Annotated in this window: 25 protein-coding genes; 24 read left to right on the forward strand and 1 reads right to left on the reverse strand. The window is 60.4% G+C overall.

Annotation, left to right across the window (positions count from 1 at the left end):
• The first annotated feature begins 20 nt into the window (after nt 1-20).
• The gene (ftsY, locus tag G7Y51_RS02695) at nt 21-1,391 is read left to right on the forward strand and encodes a signal recognition particle-docking protein FtsY (RefSeq protein ID WP_165174871.1); all 1,371 of its coding nucleotides are present in this window, start codon (nt 21-23) and stop codon (nt 1,389-1,391) included.
• A 98-nt stretch (nt 1,392-1,489) separates the two neighbouring features.
• Here ftsY and G7Y51_RS02700 read toward each other — a convergent pair whose 3' ends face one another.
• Nucleotides 1,490-2,851, reverse strand: coding sequence for a response regulator (locus tag G7Y51_RS02700; protein ID WP_165174872.1), 1,362 nt, complete (start codon nt 2,849-2,851; stop codon nt 1,490-1,492).
• Nucleotides 2,852-3,911: 1,060 nt separating this feature from the next.
• On the opposite strand from G7Y51_RS02700, the gene rpsJ reads away from it, so the two are divergent.
• The 23 genes from rpsJ (at nt 3,912) to map (ending at nt 15,578) form a co-directional block, all read left to right on the forward strand.
• Nucleotides 3,912-4,229, forward strand: coding sequence for a 30S ribosomal protein S10 (gene rpsJ / locus G7Y51_RS02710; protein ID WP_022658146.1), 318 nt, complete (start codon nt 3,912-3,914; stop codon nt 4,227-4,229).
• A 12-nt stretch (nt 4,230-4,241) separates the two neighbouring features.
• Nucleotides 4,242-4,871 (forward strand): 50S ribosomal protein L3, encoded by a 630-nt coding sequence (gene rplC, locus G7Y51_RS02715; RefSeq protein WP_165174874.1) that lies wholly within the window; start codon nt 4,242-4,244, stop codon nt 4,869-4,871.
• A gap of 10 nt (nt 4,872-4,881) precedes the next feature.
• Entirely contained in the window at nt 4,882-5,514 is a 633-nt protein-coding gene (gene rplD / locus G7Y51_RS02720) for a 50S ribosomal protein L4 (protein WP_165174875.1), read from the forward strand.
• A 1-nt stretch (nt 5,515) separates the two neighbouring features.
• Entirely contained in the window at nt 5,516-5,806 is a 291-nt protein-coding gene (gene rplW, locus G7Y51_RS02725; RefSeq protein ID WP_165068270.1) for a 50S ribosomal protein L23, read from the forward strand.
• A 2-nt stretch (nt 5,807-5,808) separates the two neighbouring features.
• The gene (gene rplB / locus G7Y51_RS02730) at nt 5,809-6,657 is read left to right on the forward strand and encodes a 50S ribosomal protein L2 (RefSeq protein WP_165174876.1); all 849 of its coding nucleotides are present in this window, start codon (nt 5,809-5,811) and stop codon (nt 6,655-6,657) included.
• Nucleotides 6,658-6,666: 9 nt separating this feature from the next.
• Nucleotides 6,667-6,951, forward strand: a complete 285-nt coding sequence (rpsS, locus tag G7Y51_RS02735) for a 30S ribosomal protein S19 (RefSeq protein WP_165068282.1) — start codon at nt 6,667-6,669, stop codon at nt 6,949-6,951.
• Nucleotides 6,952-6,960: 9 nt separating this feature from the next.
• On the forward strand, nt 6,961-7,299 hold the full coding sequence (gene rplV / locus G7Y51_RS02740) for a 50S ribosomal protein L22 (protein ID WP_165174877.1): 339 nt from the start codon (nt 6,961-6,963) through the stop codon (nt 7,297-7,299).
• 3 nt (nt 7,300-7,302) lie between these two features.
• Nucleotides 7,303-7,944: a 30S ribosomal protein S3 gene (rpsC, locus tag G7Y51_RS02745; protein ID WP_165068305.1), complete on the forward strand. Its 642-nt coding sequence runs from the start codon at nt 7,303-7,305 to the stop codon at nt 7,942-7,944.
• Nucleotides 7,944-8,357: a 50S ribosomal protein L16 gene (rplP, locus tag G7Y51_RS02750; RefSeq protein WP_165068309.1), complete on the forward strand. Its 414-nt coding sequence runs from the start codon at nt 7,944-7,946 to the stop codon at nt 8,355-8,357. Before rpsC ends, rplP begins: the two co-directional genes overlap by 1 nt.
• A gap of 1 nt (nt 8,358) precedes the next feature.
• A complete protein-coding gene (rpmC, locus tag G7Y51_RS02755) occupies nt 8,359-8,589 on the forward strand; it encodes a 50S ribosomal protein L29 (RefSeq protein WP_165174878.1) in 231 nt (76 codons plus the stop codon).
• Nucleotides 8,590-8,591: 2 nt separating this feature from the next.
• Nucleotides 8,592-8,855, forward strand: a complete 264-nt coding sequence (gene rpsQ, locus G7Y51_RS02760) for a 30S ribosomal protein S17 (RefSeq protein WP_165068317.1) — start codon at nt 8,592-8,594, stop codon at nt 8,853-8,855.
• 9 nt (nt 8,856-8,864) lie between these two features.
• On the forward strand, nt 8,865-9,233 hold the full coding sequence (rplN, locus tag G7Y51_RS02765; protein ID WP_022658157.1) for a 50S ribosomal protein L14: 369 nt from the start codon (nt 8,865-8,867) through the stop codon (nt 9,231-9,233).
• 9 nt (nt 9,234-9,242) lie between these two features.
• Nucleotides 9,243-9,575 carry a 50S ribosomal protein L24 gene (gene rplX, locus G7Y51_RS02770; protein ID WP_165068320.1) on the forward strand — a complete coding sequence of 111 codons (333 nt, stop codon included), beginning with the start codon at nt 9,243-9,245 and terminating at the stop codon, nt 9,573-9,575.
• 9 nt (nt 9,576-9,584) lie between these two features.
• On the forward strand, nt 9,585-10,124 hold the full coding sequence (rplE, locus tag G7Y51_RS02775; RefSeq protein ID WP_165174879.1) for a 50S ribosomal protein L5: 540 nt from the start codon (nt 9,585-9,587) through the stop codon (nt 10,122-10,124).
• A gap of 150 nt (nt 10,125-10,274) precedes the next feature.
• Nucleotides 10,275-10,460, forward strand: a complete 186-nt coding sequence (locus G7Y51_RS02780; RefSeq protein WP_165068326.1) for a type Z 30S ribosomal protein S14 — start codon at nt 10,275-10,277, stop codon at nt 10,458-10,460.
• 104 nt (nt 10,461-10,564) lie between these two features.
• Entirely contained in the window at nt 10,565-10,945 is a 381-nt protein-coding gene (gene rpsH, locus G7Y51_RS02785; protein WP_165068329.1) for a 30S ribosomal protein S8, read from the forward strand.
• A 10-nt stretch (nt 10,946-10,955) separates the two neighbouring features.
• Nucleotides 10,956-11,495 (forward strand): 50S ribosomal protein L6, encoded by a 540-nt coding sequence (gene rplF, locus G7Y51_RS02790; protein WP_165174880.1) that lies wholly within the window; start codon nt 10,956-10,958, stop codon nt 11,493-11,495.
• Between the two features lie 10 nt (nt 11,496-11,505).
• Nucleotides 11,506-11,865 (forward strand): 50S ribosomal protein L18, encoded by a 360-nt coding sequence (rplR, locus tag G7Y51_RS02795; protein WP_165068337.1) that lies wholly within the window; start codon nt 11,506-11,508, stop codon nt 11,863-11,865.
• Between the two features lies 1 nt (nt 11,866).
• The gene (gene rpsE, locus G7Y51_RS02800) at nt 11,867-12,379 is read left to right on the forward strand and encodes a 30S ribosomal protein S5 (protein ID WP_165068341.1); all 513 of its coding nucleotides are present in this window, start codon (nt 11,867-11,869) and stop codon (nt 12,377-12,379) included.
• Between the two features lie 2 nt (nt 12,380-12,381).
• Entirely contained in the window at nt 12,382-12,558 is a 177-nt protein-coding gene (gene rpmD / locus G7Y51_RS02805) for a 50S ribosomal protein L30 (protein WP_165068345.1), read from the forward strand.
• Between the two features lie 287 nt (nt 12,559-12,845).
• The gene (gene rplO / locus G7Y51_RS02810) at nt 12,846-13,310 is read left to right on the forward strand and encodes a 50S ribosomal protein L15 (RefSeq protein ID WP_165174881.1); all 465 of its coding nucleotides are present in this window, start codon (nt 12,846-12,848) and stop codon (nt 13,308-13,310) included.
• Between the two features lie 143 nt (nt 13,311-13,453).
• Nucleotides 13,454-14,767, forward strand: coding sequence for a preprotein translocase subunit SecY (secY, locus tag G7Y51_RS02815; RefSeq protein ID WP_165174882.1), 1,314 nt, complete (start codon nt 13,454-13,456; stop codon nt 14,765-14,767).
• Between the two features lie 16 nt (nt 14,768-14,783).
• Entirely contained in the window at nt 14,784-15,578 is a 795-nt protein-coding gene (gene map, locus G7Y51_RS02820; RefSeq protein WP_165174883.1) for a type I methionyl aminopeptidase, read from the forward strand.
• Nucleotides 15,579-15,868 lie beyond the last annotated feature (290 nt).

Below are 15,868 nucleotides of genomic sequence, written 5' to 3' on the forward strand. Positions count from 1 at the left end.
CACAAGAACAAGGAGCAGCTATGGGATTTTTTTCAGCCGTTAAAAGGATATTCGGGGGCACGCATTCGGCAGGCGTGAAATCCGAAAAAGCGCCGCGAGCCGAAGACGCGCGGCAGACGCCTGCCGCCGCGGCCGCGCCTGACAGGGCTGTAGCCGCTGCTTCCCCTGCGGCCGCAAACGACGAAGCGTTGACGCTGCGCCTGCGCGAGGCCGAACCCCGGCTTTCGGTCTGGCTCGGGATCATTCTTGAGGGCGTGGATCAGGCTGGCGATCTGCTCTGGCAGCGGCTGGAGTTTTTGCTGCGCGCTCTGGACGCGCCCGCGGGCGAGGCAGCCGCCTTTGTGGCGGATTTTCAGGGCTGGCTCGCGCGCATGGAATACAGGCAGGTGGAGGAGTTCCGCTCGGAATTGCAGTACCGTCTGGCTTTGGCCCTGGATCTGGAAGACGAGGAGGATGAGCGCAACCGTTTGTTCCTGAAGATCAGCGAAGGGCTTTCGCGCACGCGAGAGCAGTTTGCGCGCGGTCTGGACAAATTGTTTGCCGGTCACGGCGAGCTGGACGAGGCCTTTTGGGAGGAGCTTGAAGAACTCTTCATCATGGCCGACCTGGGCTACGAGGCATCTCTGGAACTGGTACAGCGCCTCAGGGAGCGGGCCCGCAGGGAAAAAGTCAGCCAGGCCGCGCAGGCGCGCGAGCTGCTCATGGCCGAGCTGGAAGAGATTTTCCGCGCGCCGCGCCGCATCATGGCCGTAAACCCGCCGGAAGTGGTGCTGCTGATCGGGGTCAACGGCGTGGGCAAGACCACAACCATCGCCAAGCTGGCCCATCGGGCCAGGATGCAGGGCAAAACGGTGATGATTGCCGCTGCGGACACGTTCCGGGCCGCGGCCATTGAGCAGCTTCAGGTCTGGGCGGAACGGGTGGGCGCGCTTTTTCATGCCCGCCCCGCGGGCTCGGATCCGGCCGCCGTGGCCTATGAGGCCGTGGACCGCGCGGTGAAAGAAGGCGTGGACGTGCTCTTTGTGGATACGGCCGGCCGTTTGCAGACCAAGGTCAACCTCATGGAGGAACTGACCAAGATCCGCCAGGTGCTTGGAAAGAAGCATCCCGGCGCGCCGCACCGCAGCATTTTGGTCATTGACGCCACCACGGGGCAAAATGCCCTTTCACAGACCAAACTCTTCAAGGAAGCCGCGGGCGTGGACGAGCTGATCCTGACCAAGCTGGACGGCACGGCCAAGGGCGGGGTGGCCATTGCCGTGGCCATGCAGTATCATCTGCCGATCAGCTTCGTGGGCCTGGGCGAAAAGCTGGAGGATCTGCGCCCCTTCAACGGCGCGGATTACGCCCGCGCCTTGCTGGGGCAGCCGGGCGGCGGGGGTCGCGCCTGACGCGCCTGCGCGTCGTGAAACAGCCTCGCGGTGGACCTCCGACGATGCGTTCAGCCAGGCAGGCGTGACGGGGAGCGGCAGACAGAGCGCGACTCCGCTCAGCCCCTGGCTCGTTTGAGCCCGTCCCGGGCGGCCTGGAAATCGGGGCGCAGCTCCAGAGCCAGCTGAAAATACTGCGCCGCGCGCGCGCGCTCCTTGGATTGCAGGAAGACCGCGCCGAAATTATAGGCAATGGTCGGGCTTGCGCGCGGCACATCCGGGTTGAGCTCAAGGGCCTTGAGCAGATTGGCCTTGGCCTGCAAAAAGTCCGCGCCCTCGGCAAAGGCCATGCCCACATTGTAATACAGATTCTCGTCATCGGGTGCAATTTTGATGGCCCGCTTGTATTCGCTGATCGCGTCTTTCCAGCGGCCCTGCTTGCGCAGGCTGATGCCCAACTGGTTGAAAAGCGCGATGTCGCTTTTGGAAAGAAACTTGCCCTTGACCTGCAGGCTGTTGCGCAGAAATTTTTCGGCCTTGGCCGGATCGTGATCCGCATAGATGGCGGCAATGCGTCCGGACAGCGAGCTGATGCCGGCCATGGCATCCTTGGTCACCTGGGCCACGGCCTTGTCGAACAGCTCTTCGGCTTTTTCCGACTCGCCCATGGACAGATGGATTTCACCGAGGCTCACTTTGCGGTTGACGTTGAGCGGCGAGATGCTGTCCAGTTTTTGCAGGTAGCGCAACTGCATGGCTTTGTCGCCCAGCTCGCCGTACATCTCCGCCAGGCGTTGCAAAGGCGCAAGGTAGAGCTCCGCGGAACTGGCGGCCGTTTCATAGGCGACGCGCGCTTTGTCATACTCCCGCAAAGCGCGCTGCGTGTCGCCGATGACCAGGTAGGCCGCCGAGCTGTCGGGCTTGAACTCAAGGATTTTCTGGCAGGCGGCCAGCGCTTCGGGATAGCGCTTTTGCGCCAGCAGTTCCTTGGCCTTGTCAATGGCCTGGCCAAGCTTGCTTTGGGGCTTGAGCGTAAAAGCCATTTTTTCGATCAGCGTATTGGCTGAAACGGGCTTGGCGATAAAGTTGTCCGCGCCCACCTCGTGCAGGAGCATGAGCCTGTCCCGCTGCACGTCTGTGGTCAGAACAATGATACGCAGCTTAGTGTAGGCCTGCTTGATCTGATTGACCAGAAAACTGAGATCCTGGCCGCCCATTTTTCGTTCCAGAAAAAGGATCGGGGTCGGATGCCTGGGCGTCACCTCCCTGAGAACGCGCAGCAATTGGTGAGGATCCAAAAGAGCGGTGAGCATGTTCGGGGAGGAGAGGCCCAGTTCCTTGGCCAGAGTCAGGCGCAACTGGGTGGAAAAAGCCTGATCGTCGCTCAGAACAATGACATGTCCGTTTTCTTTGGACATATAGTTGATGACCGTATCCTCATACGAATTCTGCTTCGCCTTTTGGGCGTGATCGAGAGGCATGACGACTCCTGCTGTCGCGGACAGAACAATCGCCGGCTGATAGACGTTACGAAAATTTCGGCGGGCAGGCCCGCGGCCGCCAGGGACGCTGCGCCTGCCTCCAGAACGATTGAAACGCGGCGCTGCGGCCAGCACGCGCCACAATGCCCGGCGGCAGGCTGCGCGGATTACCGGACTGCCTGGCAAAATGCGCGCTGGAAGCGTCCGGAGTCTGTTGACGACAAACTGCTGCGCCAGGGAGAAAAAAGTGCGGACAATTTGGCTGAAATAATCAAATTTTTATAGGCGCGGGCGTTGGGCATGTCAAGAAATCCCGCGCCGTGTTCCAGGGCTGACGCAGCGTATGCTTCCGCCCTGCGCCTTGTTCAGACGCGTCCTCATGTGCCGGGCGGGCACGGCAGGGCAGAACAAGACTGTCTGCAAGTCTTGTCCGGCAAGCTGGTGATGGAAAGCAAATTTTTTTGGCAAAAGCTTGACGGCCGCGCTGCTTTTGGCTACAAAAATCCTCGCCCCAATGTATTTCTCTTTAAAAAGGGCATTCCCTGGACGGCAGGGAAGGACAGGTCGAGCCTGTCCTGCTGCGCCCCGAAGCGGTTTGGATGCCTCTGGCTCCATACGCCGCTCACGGGCTTTGACATTCGCAGGCGTTGCCAAATGCCGGAAAATGTCGAGCCGTTCCAGCCCGAAGACGGACCCCACCGCAAGGCCGCAAGGCCGGCGAGTGACCCAGGGCTGTAAGGTAGGGGGGTAAACCCCATTTGGTGACCCTGCGGGACCGCCTCGCCGCCGTATTCTTGCGGCGGCATGGCCTGGGCTGCGCCGGGGAGCGTCACACGGATGATGCGGGAGCGCTCAGGCCTCCACTATCTTCCGAATTTCCCGCCAGCCGGGTGTGATGCGCGCGTTTTCGCGCAGCCCCTTATGCAGTCCTTGATACGTCGTTCCGTCAGGGTGAGGTCGGCCTTCGGGCATGTCTTATGGCCCGCGTATGCTGTGAAGGAACCCGCGCCAATCCGGCCATGTGGCCCCGCGGGATGTTTTTGCAAACGGAGTAGGCACAATGACGACAGTTAGCAGCGATCGCATTCGGATCAAGCTCAAAGCCTACGATTACCGCATCCTGGACAAAGCCGTTGCGGAAATCGTGGATACGGCGCGCAATACCGGTGCCGGCGTGGCGGGGCCCATTCCCCTGCCCACCAACATTCACAAGTACACCGTGCAGCGTTCCGTGCATGTGGACAAAAAGTCTCGTGAGCAGTTTGAAATGCGCATCCACAAGCGGCTCATGGATATCCTGGAACCCACGCAGCAGACCGTCGACGCGCTGGGCAAGCTCTCCTTGCCCGCCGGTGTGGACGTGGAAATCAAGCTCTAGCGAGAGGCAGTCATGGCTGAGAAAATGGGAATTTTGGGTCGCAAGCTTGGTATGACCCGCGTCTTTGCCGGCGACGGCGCCGCAGTGGCCGTCACGGTGATTGAGGCCGGGCCCTGCCCCGTCACCCAGGTGAAAACCGTGCAAACGGACGGCTACAACGCTTTGCAGATCGCGCTGACCGCGGCCAGGGAAAAGCATGTCACCAAGCCTCTGCAGGGGCATTTTGCCAAGGCCGGCAAAGGGCTTTTTCGTCATCTGCATGAAATCCGCCTTAACGGCGAGCCTGAGCAGCAGCTTGGCCAGGAGCTCACGGTGGCCATGTTTGCCGCGGGCGAAGTGGTCAAGGTGACCGGCAAAAGCGTGGGCAAAGGCTACCAGGGGCGCATGCGCCGCTGGAATTTTGCCGGCTCCAAGGATACGCACGGCTGCGAAAAGGTGCACCGCAACAACGGCTCGGTGGGCAACAACACCTTCCCCGGCCACGTCTTCAAGGGACGCAAGATGGCGGGCCATTGGGGCAATGAAACCGTGACGGAAACGGGCCTTCTGATTGTTGACGTGCGTCCCGAGGACAACGTCATTCTGGTCAAAGGTTCCGTGCCCGGCCCCAAGAACGGGCTGGTGCTGATCCGCAAGCAGTAGGGGAAGCGACATGGCTACCGTGAAAGTATATGACCAGAACAAACAGGAAAGCGGCGAGTTGACGCTGGCTCCCGACGTGTTCGAGATCGAGGTGAGGCCGGAAATCCTCAACCTCGTGGTGCGGGCTCAGATGGCGGCCAGGCGCGCCGGCACGCACAACGCCAAAACCCGGGCCTTTGTCTCCGGCGGCGGCGTGAAGCCCTGGAAGCAGAAGGGCACCGGCCGCGCGCGTTCGGGCTCCAACCGTTCGCCCGTCTGGCGCGGCGGCGCGATCATCTTCGGACCCAGCCCCCGTGACTACGCCTTCAAGGTGAACAGCAAAGTGCGTTCCCTGGCCCTCAAGATGGCTCTCTCAAGCCGTCTGGCCGGCGATAGCCTGCTGGTGGTCAAGGCCATTGAGTTGCCTGAAGCCAAGACCAGGCATTTTGCCAGGGTGGCCGGCGCTCTGGGGCTGGACAAGGCGCTGATCGTGGCCCCCGAGGAAAACAGCGTGCTGATCCGTTCGGCCCGCAATATTCCGGGGTTGACACTGACCACGCCCGATCGCCTGAGCGTGCTGGAAATCCTCAAGCACAAGCAGCTTGTGCTTCTGGAAGAGGCTGTGGCGCCGGTGCAGGCGCGTTTCGCCAAGAAGGGGGCTTAAGATGGAAATCACCTCTGTTTTGCTCAAGCCTCTGCTGACGGAAAAAACGACCCTGCTCAAGGACACGGTGCAGCAGGTGGCTTTTTATGTCCACCCCGGGGCCAACAAGCTTGAGATCAAGCAGGCCGTGGAACAGGCTTTTGACGTGAAAGTGGAAGCGGTCAACGTAGTGCGCCGGGCTCCCTCGGATCGGGAGCGCCAGGGCCGCGTCGTCGGCCGCAAGCCCGGCTGGAAAAAAGCGTATGTGACGCTGCGCCAGGGCGATAAAATCGAGTTCTTCGAGGGAGTGTAATCATGGCTGTCCGCAAGCTGAAACCGACCTCCGCCGGGCGTCGCTTCCAGACGGTTTCCGACTTTGAGGAAATCACCCGGACGCGCCCTGAGAAGTCGCTCACCGAAGGCCTGTCCAAAAAGGCCGGGCGCAACAATCTGGGCCGCGTCACCAGCCGCCGTCGCGGCGGCGGCGTGAAGCGTCTGTACCGCATCATTGATTTCAAGCGCGACAAGACCGGCGTTGAAGCCAGGGTGGCGGAAATCGAGTATGATCCCAACCGCACGGCCCGTATCGCGCTTCTGCACTATGCCGACGGCGAAAAACGCTATATCCTCGCGCCTGTGGGCCTGAAACAGGGCGATGTGGTGATGAGCGGCGTCAACGCGCGCAACGGCGCCACGGCCGACATCAAACCCGGCAATGCCCTGGAAATGTCGCGTATTCCCGTAGGCACGGTGATTCACAACGTGGAGCTCTCTCCCGGCAAGGGGGGGCAACTCTGCCGCGCCGCCGGAGCCTACGCGCAACTGGTGGCCAAGGAAGGCAAATACGCGCTCTTGCGCCTGCCATCGGGCGAGGTGCGCAAGGTGCTGGCCGCCTGCACGGCCACCGTGGGGCAGGTGGGCAATATCCACCACGAAAACATCTCGCTGGGCAAGGCCGGGCGCAACCGCTGGCTGGGCCGCCGGCCCCAGGTGCGCGGCGTGGCCATGAACCCCATCGATCACCCCCTGGGCGGCGGCGAGGGCAGAAGTTCCGGCGGCCGTCATCCTGTGTCGCCGTGGGGCATGCCTGCCAAGGGGTACAAGACCCGCGACAGGAAGAAGGCCTCTTCCCGGCTGATTATCAAACGCCGCGGCCAGAAGTAGGAGTAGCTCATGCCGAGATCATTGAAAAAAGGGCCGTTCGTGGACGGTCATTTGATGAAAAAGGTCGATAACGCGGTGGCCAACAACGATCGCCGTGTGCTCAAGACCTGGTCGCGCCGCTCGACCATCCTGCCGGAAATGGTGGGTCTGACCTTTGCGGTGCACAATGGCAAAAAATTCGTGCCGGTGTTCGTCACCGAAAACATGGTTGGCCACAAGATGGGCGAATTTTCGCCCACCCGGACCTTCCACGGGCATGCCGCCGACAAAAAGGCCAAGGCCGGCAAGAAGTAGGGTAGAACTATGGAATCGAAAGCTATTGCGAAGTTCCAGCGCGTCTCGCCGCGCAAGACCCGGCTTGTGGCCAGGAACGTGCAGGGCCTTGGGGTGGAGGATGCCATGAACATTCTGCGCTTCACCCCCAACAAGCCCGCGGGCGTGATTTACGGCGTGCTCAAGAGCGCGCTGGCCAACGCCTCGCAACTGGGCGGCGTGGATGTGGACGCCATGGTGGTGAAGGAAGTTGTGGTCAACGAAGGCCCTTCCTGGAAGCGCTTCATGCCCCGCGCACAGGGGCGGGCCAGCAAGATTCACAAGCGCACCAGCCACGTCACCGTCATACTCGCAGAAGGGCAGGAATAGGCTATGGGTCAGAAAGTACATCCGTTCGGCTTCCGGCTTGGGTACAACAAGAACTGGCAGTCCCGCTGGTTCAGCAAGAAAGACTACCCTGCCTTTGTCTACGAAGACAGCAAAATCCGCGCGTTCGTCAAAAAGCTCCTCTATCATGCGGGGCTGGCCAAAATCGAGATCGAGCGCGCAGGCGGCAAGGTGCGTCTGATCCTTTCCACGGCTCGTCCCGGCATCGTGATCGGGCGCAAGGGCGCGGAAATCGAAAAATTGCGCGGGGATCTGCGTCAGAAGTTCGGGCGCGAGTTCTCCCTGGAAGTGAATGAAATCCGCCGTCCCGAAGTGGACGCCCAGCTTGTGGCCGAGAATATCGCCCAGCAGCTGGAGCGCCGCGTGGCCTTCCGGCGCGCCATGAAGCGCACCGTGTCCATGGCCCGCAAGTTCGGCGGCGAAGGCATCAAGGTGACCTGCGCCGGCCGCCTGGCCGGGGCCGAAATTGCCCGCACCGAATGGTATCGCGACGGCCGCGTGCCCTTGCAGACCCTGCGCGCCGACATTGACTTCGGTTTTGCCGAAGCGCGCACCACCTATGGCATTATCGGCGTCAAGGTGTGGATCTACAAGGGTGAAATCCTTGACAAAGAGGTTGAACAATAATGCTTGCGCCCAAAAAAGTTAAATTCCGCAAGTGGCAGAAAGGCCGCTTGCGCGGGCTGGCTTCGCGCGGGTCCACCATCGCCTTCGGCGATATCGGCCTGAAGGCTGTGCAGCATGGGCATTTGTCCAGCCAGCAGATTGAGGCTGCGCGTATCGCCATGATGCGCCACATCAAGCGCGGCGGCAAAGTCTGGATCCGCGTCTTTCCGGATCGCCCGGTCACGGCCAAGCCTTTGGAAACCCGGCAGGGTTCGGGCAAGGGCGCGCCCGTGGGCTGGTGCGCCCCGGTCAAACCCGGCCGCGTGCTCTATGAAATCAAGGGCGTCAGCCTGGATCTGGCCCGCGAGGCGCTGACCCGCGCTGCGCACAAGCTGCCCGTGAAGACCATTATTGTGGTGAGGGAGGGCCTCTGAGATGGCTGCCAAGAAAAAGAATGAAAAGGCCACCCGGGCCACGACTGCGGAGCTGCGTTCCTTGAGCGTGGATGATTTGCGCGGCAAACTCGCCGAGCAGCGCCGGGATCTGATGAACGCCCGCTTCAAGCATGCCGCGGCGCAGCTTGAAAAGACTTCCGAGCTCAAAGCCATGCGGAAGCAGGTGGCGCGCATTGAGACCGTATTGAACGAAAAGGAACAGAGGGCCTGAAGATGCAAGCTCTGGAAGATCGCAAGGGCAGAATGTTGACCGGCGTTGTCGTGAGCGACAAGAACGACAAAACCATTGTCGTGCGCGTTGAAACCCTGGTCAAGCACCCTCTGCTGAAAAAGTATGTGAGGCGCCGCAAGAAGTTCACGGCACATGATCCCATGAACGAATGCGGTATGGGCGACAAGGTCAAAATCGTGGAGTTCCGCCCCATGTCGCGCAACAAGCGCTGGCATCTGGTCTCCATCATTGAAAAAGCCGTGTAGGGTAGTGCCATGATCCAGGTAGAATCAACGCTTCAGGTGGCCGATAATTCCGGCGCCAAAAAGGTGGCCTGCATCAAGGTGCTGGGCGGTTCGCACCGTCGTTACGCCTCGGTAGGCGACATCATTGTGGTTTCCGTCAAGGAAGCCATGCCCCACAGCAAGGTGAAGAAGGGCGACGTGATGAAGGCCGTGATCGTGCGCACCGCCAAGGAAGTGCGGCGCATGGACGGCAGTTACATCAAGTTCGACGGCAATGCCGCCGTGCTGCTCTCCAACCAGGGCGAGCCCGTGGGCACGCGCATCTTCGGCCCTGTGGCCCGTGAGCTGCGCGCTCAGAACTTCATGAAGATCATTTCCCTTGCCCCGGAAGTGCTGTAGGAGACCGTCATGAAAATGTATCGCATCCGCAAGGACGACAAGGTGATGGTGATCACCGGCAAGGACGCGGGCAAAATCGGCAAGGTGCTCAAGATCCTGCGCAAAAAGGATCGCGTGCTGGTGGAAAAGACCAACATGGCCAAGCGTCATATGCGGCCCAACCCCTATGCCCAGCAACCCGGCGGCATCGTGGAGAAGGAAATGCCCCTCCACATTTCCAATGTCATGGTGGTTTGCTCTGCCTGCGGCAAGGCTACGCGCGTCGGCTACAAGACCATCGAGTCCGAGGGCAAGCAAAAGAAAGTGCGCTTCTGTAAAAAGTGCAACGAAGTCATGGAATAAGGTGATACGATGACACGCCTTGAAAAGATATATAGGGAGAAAGTGGTTCCGGTACTGCAGAAGGAGTTCAGCTATACCTCTCCCATGCAATTGCCCGGAATTGAAAAAATCTCTCTGAACATCGGCCTTGGCGCCGCCAGCCAGAACAACAAGCTGATGGAAGAAGCCGTGGCGGAATTGACTGCCATTGCCGGCCAGAAGGCTGTAGTGACTCGCGCCAAAAAGTCCATTGCGGCCTTTAAGCTGCGTGAGGGCATGCCCATCGGCGCCCGCGTCACGCTGCGCAAGGACCGCATGTGGGATTTTCTGGATAAGCTCATGAATTTTGCACTGCCCCGGGTGCGCGACTTTCGCGGCATCCCGGATCGCGGCTTTGACGGGCGCGGCAACTTCACTCTGGGCATCAAGGAGCATACGATCTTTCCCGAATTGGAAATTGATCGTGTGGAAAATCCCAAGGGCATGAACATCACTATTGTCACCTCGGCGGCCACGGACAAAGAAGGCAAGTTCCTTCTGGATCAGTTGGGCATGCCGTTTCGCAAATAGGGCGTTTTTCATTGCCCGGCGGCCGTTTTCGCGGCCGGCAGACGGCCCGCAGGCGCGGGCATTGACAGCAGAGAGTGAACGCCCACCCGTCAACGGCGCAGAATCCGTGCGGCTGAGTGAAGCGTTTTAAACTTAGTCAGGAGTAATCGTATGTCGCGTACTTCGCTGGAAGTGAAGGCCAAACGCAAGCCCAAATTCAGTTCGCGCGCCTATAACCGCTGCCCGGTGTGCGGGCGGTCCAGGGCATATCTTCGCCATTTCGGCCTCTGCCGTATTTGCTTCCGCAATATGGCCCTGCGCGGCGAATTGCCCGGCGTTCGCAAGTCGAGCTGGTAATTTTTCGGGCGCACTCGCGTCCGATGCGGCGCGGGCCACCGCGCCTGCGGGAAGTGGCGGCATGGGGCCGTCAACCCCGCTCCCCAAACGTTCAGGAGCTTTCGATGTTGACAGATCCTATTGCGGATATGTTGACCCGTATCCGCAACGCACATTTGGCCCTGCACAAGGAAGTGAATGTGCCGCGCTCGAAGATGAAGGAAGCGTTAGCCGCCATCCTCAAGCAGGAAGGTTACGTCGAAGACGTGGCCGTGGCCGACAAAGACATTACCATCACCCTCAAATACCAGAAGGGCAAGCCCGTCATTTCGGGCCTGAAGCGCATCAGTACGCCCGGTCGCCGGGTCTATGTGAATTCGCGCCAGATCCCCAAGGTGCAGAACGGCCTCGGCATTTGCATTCTGTCCACGTCCAGCGGCGTGCTGGACGGCATGTCCGCCCATGAGAAGAAGGTGGGCGGCGAACTTCTGTGTGAAATCTGGTAGGCGGTGCGTTATGTCTCGCATAGGTAAACTGCCCATTCCCGTTCCCAATGGCGTTGAAGTCAGGATCGGAGCGGACGTTGTGGAAGTGAAAGGCCCCAAGGGTTCATTGAGCACGCCTGTCTGCTCCCTGCTCAAATATGAACTGGCCGACGGCCATGTGACTGTGAGCCGTTTGGAAGAAAGCCGCGAGAGCCGTTCGCAGCACGGGCTGCGCCGCACATTGCTGGCCAATTGCATAGAAGGCGTGACCAAGGGCTTTTCCAAGGCCCTGGAAGTCATCGGCGTGGGCTACCGCGTCGCCGTCAAGGGCAATATCATTGAGCTGGCCGTTGGCTATTCCCACCCCGTGCTGGTGGAGTTGCCCGACGGGATCAAGGCCGGCGTTGAAGGCCAGGTGCTGACCATCAGCGGCACGGACAAGGAACTGGTCGGCGAACTGGCTGCCAGGATCCGCCGGATCCGCAAGCCTGAACCCTACAAGGGCAAGGGCATCAAGTATGCGACCGAGACCATCCGCCGCAAGGTGGGCAAGTCCGGCGGCAAGAAGTAGGGGTTGCGTCATGAAATATACCAAAAATGAATCCCGGCAGCGCCGCAAGGTCCGCATCCGCAAAAAGGTCAACGGTTCCGCGGCGCGCCCGCGTCTTGTGGTGTACAGGTCGAACATGCATATTTACGCCCAGATCGTCGATGATCTGGAAGGCGCGACCCTGGTTGCCGCCTCCACCCTTACGCTTTCCAAAACCGAACCCGACATGCGCTGCAACAAGAGCGGCGCGGAACGGGTCGGCAAGGAAATTGCCCGTCTGGCCAAGGAAAAGAATATCGATCAGGTGGTATTTGATCGCAACGGCTATCTTTATCACGGTCGCGTCAAAGCCGTAGCTGACGGCGCGCGCGAAGGCGGCCTGGAGTTCTAATATGCGTCAGGAAAATACAGAGACTCAGCAGAACGAATTGGGCGAAATCGAAAAAATCGTCTCCCTGAACCGTGTGGCCAAAGTGGTCAAAGGCGGACGCCGTTTCAGCTTCAGCGCCCTGGTGGTGGTGGGTGACGGCAAGGGCGGCGTGGGCTTTGGCCTGGGCAAAGCCCAGGAAGTGCCCGAGGCTCTGCGCAAGGCCACCGAGCGCGCGCGCAAGAACCGCGTGCGGATTCCCCTGCTGGAAGGCACCCTGCCCTATGAAGTGCTGGGCCGTTTCGGCGCGGGCCGGGTCATGCTCAAGCCCGCCTCCAAAGGCACGGGCATTATTGCCGGGGGCGCAGTGCGCGCCGTGATGGAAGCAGTGGGCGTGCACGACGTGCTGGCCAAGGCCATCGGCACCAACAATCCGCATAACGTGCTTCGCGCCACCATACAGGGCCTTGTTTCCCTGCGCAGCGCCGATGACGTGTCGGCTTTGCGCGGCAAGAAACTGGAAGCTCCGAGGAAGTAGCCATGACGGAAATCAAGGTCAAACTCGTGCGCTCGCGCATCGGCGCCACGCCCGCGCAGCGCAGACTGCTGGACGCCCTTGGCCTCAAGCGCCGCGAAAGGGTCAAGACGTTCAAGGACACCCCGGCCATCCGGGGGATCATCGCCAAAGTTCCGCATCTGGTGGCCGTTGTCGAGTAGAGCGGCTCACACAGGAAATGCGTCAACCGCTTTGCAATGATTTGCCTGCAAGTCATTGCCGCGAAATGCAGGCAGGCGGGCTTTGCCCGCCGTCAGTGACATTTCAGGCGTGAAATGCCGCAGGCCCTGTGCGCACAGTGACGGTTTTGATTCTCACCGGGAAAGAGTATTCTTACGCCGGAGGGCCGGCCCAGGGCCGCGCGTTCTCCAGAACTGCTTCTTTTTCCGGGTGTAGACAAAAATTGCTCAGAGTGAGCCGGGCCTGACGGCCGCAAGAGGAGTATACCATGCAACTGCACGATCTCTTTCCCTTTCCGGAAGAGCGCAAAACCCGCCGCCGCGTCGGGCGCGGGTCGGGTTCCGGCCTGGGCTGCACGGCGGGCAAAGGCCACAAAGGCCAGAATGCCCGCGCGGGCGGCGGCGTACGCCCCGGTTTCGAGGGCGGCCAGATGCCCCTGCAACGCCGCCTGCCCAAGCACGGTTTCAAGAATGCCCTTTTTAAGGTGACCTATGCTGTCATCAACCTGGATATGCTGACTCAGGCCTTTGACGGCAAGAGCAACATCACGCTGGATGATATCTACGCCCGCGGCCTGGCCCGCATGGGCTCGCCGGTGAAGATACTTTCCCGCGGCGAGGTGAAGTCCGCCCTCACGGTGGAGGCTCACAAGTTCAGCCGCGCCGCTGCGGAAAAGATTCGCCAGGCCGGCGGTCAGGTCAGCGAGCTGGAAGCGGCAGTCGCAGCCCAATAGCCTGGGCCGGGCCGCAGAGCAGTTTTGCTTGCAAAGTGCTCTGCGGCTGCGGGAGCATCTCCAGCCTGCGCGTGAAGCAAGCACAGGCTGTGACGTAACGCCGAAAAGAGCGCCTGCGGGCGCATAAACGCAACGAGTCATTCATGGCATCAGGATCGGCAAATACGATGGCGGGCCAACCCGCTCTGGCCAGGCGCCTGGGCTGGACCCTCCTCATTTTGTGCTGCTACCGGATCGGCGTGCATGTGCCGGTGCCCGGCGTGGACGCCGCGGCGCTTGCCTCTTTTTTCGAGAGCATGTCCGGCACGCTCTTCGGTCTTTTCGACATGTTTTCCGGGGGCGGCCTGAGCAATGTTTCCGTCTTCGCCCTGGGCGTCATGCCATATATCTCCGCCTCGATCATTATGCAGCTTTTGCAGGTGGTCAGCCCGGACATCAAGCGCATGGCCAAGGAAGAAGGGCAGGCAGGCCGCCGCAAAATCACTCAGTACACGCGCTACCTCACAGTGCTGATCACGCTGGTGCAGGGCCTGGGCATTGCGGTTGGCCTGGAGAATATGACCAGCCCGGCAGGCACGCCGGTGGTGCTCAGCCCCGGCTGGCATTTCCGTCTGGTGACCATGATCACCTTTACTGCGGGTTCGGTGCTGGTCATGTGGCTTGGCGAGCAGATCACCGAGCGCGGCATTGGCAACGGCATTTCACTGATTATCTTTTGCGGCATTGCCGTGGGCATCCCGCGGGCGATCATCCAGTCCGTGGCCCTGATTGAAGCGGGAGACATGAGCATCTTCATGGCTGCCGTCATTCTGGTCTTCATGGCCGCGGTGACGGTCTGCATCGTCTTTGTGGAGCGATCCCAACGGCGCATCCCCATCAGCTACGCCAAGCGACAGGTGGGGCGAAAGATGTTCGGGGGCCAGAATTCCCATCTGCCCTTGCGTCTGAACACCGCCGGAGTTATCCCGCCCATTTTCGCATCCTCGCTCCTGCTTTTCCCGGCCACCATCGGCCAGTTTTCCGCCAACGAGTATGTAAAGCGGGCGGCCGAGTTCTTCTCGCCCCAGGGTCTTGCCTATAATGTGCTGTATGTGGGCCTGATCTTCTTTTTCTGTTATTTCTACACGGCCATTATTTTTGACCCCAAGGACATGGCCGAAAACCTGAAGAAGAACGGCGGCTTCATCCCCGGCATCCGGCCCGGTGAAAAGACGCAGAACTACATCGACACCGTGCTCAACCGGCTGACTCTTTCGGGGGCGGTGTATATTTCCATCGTCTGCCTGCTGCCCATGCTTCTGATCAGCAACTTCAATGTGCCGTTTTACTTCGGGGGCACCAGTCTGCTGATTCTGGTGGGCGTGGCCATGGACTTCATGAATCAGGTTGAATCACATATGATTTCAAGCCAATACCAGGGGCTGATACATAAAGCGCGCAAAAGCGGCAAAGCTTGAGCAGAAGGCGTGAAGCATGAAAAAATATCACGGCGCATTCATTAAGAATGAGCGGGAAATAGCCTGCCTGCGCGAAGCCAATCGCATGGTGGCCAATATCCTTGATGCCGTGGGCGATATGGTGGTGCCGGGCCTGCCCACCATGCGCCTTGAAGAACTGGCGCAGGACATGTGCGCCGATTACAGGGTCAAACCGGCGTTTCAGGGCTATTGCGGCTATCCCTATGCCGTCTGCTGCTCGGTGAACGAGCAGGTTGTGCATGGTTTTCCCTCCGCGCGGCTGCTTCAGGAGGGGGATATCGTGAGCATCGACATGGGCGTGGTGTATGAAGGCTTTGTGGGCGACGCGGCCCGCACCTATCCGGTAGGAAGGGTGAGCGAAGAGGCCCGCAGGCTGATGCAGGTCACTGAGGAAAGCCTCTATGTGGGCATTGACAAGGCCCGGGCCGGCAATGACGTCTATGACATCGGCGCGGCCGTGCAAGCCTATGTGGAAGCTGCGGGATTCGGCGTGGTGCGGCGTTTTGTGGGTCACGGCGTGGGCGCAAAGATGCACGAAAAGCCGGAAGTTCCCAACTTCAAACCCGGCATGCGTGGCTTGATTCTCCAAAGCGGCATGGTTATCGCCATCGAGCCTATGGTCACGGCCGGAACCTACGAAGTGGACATTCTGGACGACAAGTGGACAGCCGTGACGCGTGACGGTCAATGGGCAGCGCATTTTGAGCACAGCGTGGCGATCACGCCGGCAGGGCCGCAAATCCTGAGCATTTCGGATCGTGGTCTGAACCGGCATACGATTTATAGTTGACAGAACCGGCAAAGACGGATAAGAATCCCTGTTCCTGCCCCGGATTCAATTTCGGACAGAAGCGTCCGCAGCCTGGGTTTTGACAGGTACGGTTTCAAGCGGCGGCCCTTTGGTCCTTGACGGGCCGGATGCGGTGCCGGAGATTTTGGCATGGAGCTCTTGCGCGGCAAGCGGGCTCTAGAGCAATTTCACTTTGAAATTGCTCTGGCGGCCGCGGGAGCGGACGCCCGCGCCGAATGAGCGTCCAGACCGCGTTCTGGACGCGAAATGATGGCAGCGCCGCTTTTGAA

The sequence above is a fragment of the Desulfovibrio sp. ZJ369 genome (assembly GCF_011039085.1).
Taxonomy (GTDB): Bacteria; Desulfobacterota; Desulfovibrionia; order Desulfovibrionales; family Desulfovibrionaceae; genus Desulfovibrio.